This window comes from Candidatus Hydrogenedentota bacterium, assembly GCA_012523015.1.
Taxonomy (GTDB): domain Bacteria; phylum Hydrogenedentota; class Hydrogenedentia; order Hydrogenedentales; family CAITNO01; genus JAAYBJ01.
On record JAAYJI010000151.1, the window covers coordinates 1 to 2,066 of the forward strand.

General features: G+C 47.9%; 2 protein-coding genes. One reads left to right on the forward strand and one right to left on the reverse strand.

Annotated elements, in window-relative coordinates:
- Positions 1-8: 8 nt before the first annotated feature.
- Positions 9-1,166, forward strand: coding sequence for a sodium ion-translocating decarboxylase subunit beta (locus GX117_06600; GenBank protein ID NLO33011.1), 1,158 nt, complete (start codon positions 9-11; stop codon positions 1,164-1,166).
- 172 nt (positions 1,167-1,338) lie between these two features.
- Here the strand turns inward: GX117_06600 and GX117_06605 are convergent.
- A partial coding sequence (locus tag GX117_06605; GenBank protein NLO33012.1) for an NAD kinase occupies positions 1,339-2,066 on the reverse strand: 728 nt, incomplete at its 5' end.

A 2,066-nucleotide genomic window follows, 5' to 3' on the forward strand; every position in this document is an offset into this window, starting at 1 on the left:
GGAAAATTATGGGATTTGAACAACTGATGCCTGCTGTTGCAGGAATGACATGGCAAGACCTGGTTATGATAACCATCGGACTTGTTCTCATCTATTTGGCCATTGCCAAGAATTATGAACCTACGCTGCTCTTGCCAATGGGATTCGGGGCAATTCTGGTGAACATTCCGCTATCTTCGGCCATCACGCAGATTGACCCCGCAACGGGAGAAGCGGTAGAGGGTGTTCTCAACGTCTTCTTCCAGGCAGGGATTGCAACGGAGATATTTCCCTTGCTGATTTTCATCGCTATCGGGGCCATGATCGATTTCTCTCCACTGTTCAGGAGCCCCTCGTTACTTTTGTTCGGAGCGGCAGCACAGTTTGGTATTTTCATGACCATGGTCCTGGCTTCTTTTCTCGGTTATGATTTGAGAGAAGCCGCCTCTATCGGTATTATCGGTGCGGCTGACGGTCCAACCTCCATCGTAGTTGCCTCCAGGTTTGCTCCCAACTTATTGGGACCTATTTCAGTTGCTGCCTATTCTTACATGGCGCTGGTTCCTATTATTCAACCGCCGGTCATCCGATTGCTGACATCAAAAAAAGAACGCTTGATAAGAATGTCGGGGACCGGACACGCCAATAAGAGGATCTCGAAAAAAGCGCTGATTGCTTTTCCCATAGTCGTTACGATTGTTGCCGGTATCATAGCGCCATCATCACTGGCTTTGATCGGATTTCTGATGTTTGGCAACCTGATCCGGGAGTGTGGGGTATTGAACAAATTGTCGCTCTCTGCTCAAAACGAATTGGCCAGTCTAGTCACCATACTGTTGGGAATTACCATTGCCAGCACCATGACTTCCGACCGCTTCGTCCGCGTTGACACATTACTTATCATTGCGCTGGGATTGTTTGCCTTCGTCTTCGACACGTTCGGTGGAGTAATTTTTGCGAAATTCCTCAACCTTTTCCGTAAGGAGGGTAACAAAATCAATCCCATGATCGGCGCCTGCGGCATTTCCGCATTCCCGATGTCGGCACGCGTTATTCACCAGATGGGACAGAAAGAAGATCCGTACAATTACCTGCTCATGCCAGCCATTAGTGCCAACGTGGGCGGACAAATCGGTTCGGTTGTTGCCGGAGGTATTATCCTGACATTGGTTCCATTATTCGCATAAAAACTACAGCAAATGACATCAACAATAGAAACTACTTTATTGATTGCCGGAATAGGCATAACGGGCATTTTTGTTTTTATGGCCATCTTTTACCTGTTGATCATCGGGCTCGATAAACTCTTGCCCTTTGAGGAGGTAAAGCCTGAGGAGTAAACCCGTGTACCGTTTTTCGCTATTTTCTCCTTACGTCCACGCCCCACATCAGTTTATCGCGAAGCGTCTCGTAAAAAGTATGCCCTTTGCGCTTTACCACCTTGAGCATATAGTCTGCTTTCTGCACCTCTATCTCGGTTCTCACGTGACAAACTTGCGACTGGCCGTCCAGGGAAACCAGAAAACTGTTGCTTCGGCTTTCTATTCTTAATTTGATCCTGGCATCGTCCTGTACAATCAACGGCCTCGACGTCAAATTGTGGGGAGCAATAGGCGACAAGACGAAACTTGGTGAACTTGGAACAAGTATGGGGCCTCCAACACTAAGTGAATAGGCTGTTGAACCTGTTGGCGTAGCAACTACCAGTCCATCGGCCTGATAAGACGTAAGAAAATCATCGTTTATATACGTATGAATAGTAAGCATAGATGCCGTATCTTGCTTCAGGATTGCCACTTCGTTCAGGGCACGATTCGGTTCATCCACAGCTATTTCAAGCAGGGAACGTTCTTCGATCTCGTACTCACCGGCAAAGATCTCGTGAAGCGTCTCTTTTAAATCACTAAAATTGACATCGGCAAGAAAGCCCAGCCTGCCGGTATTTATACCCAGGACTGGAACATCTGAATTGCCCACAACGGCAGCCGTTCGCAGAAAAGTACCGTCCCCGCCTACGCTCAACGCCAGATCAACGGGAGGTAACCGGTCGAAAAGCAAACACAAAGGACGGAGGGTATCTTGTGTAA

Coding starts and splice junctions, on each gene's coding strand:
- GX117_06600 (NLO33011.1), top strand. CDS start 9: ATGGGATTTGAACAACTGATGCCTGCTGTTGCAGGAATGACATGGCAA.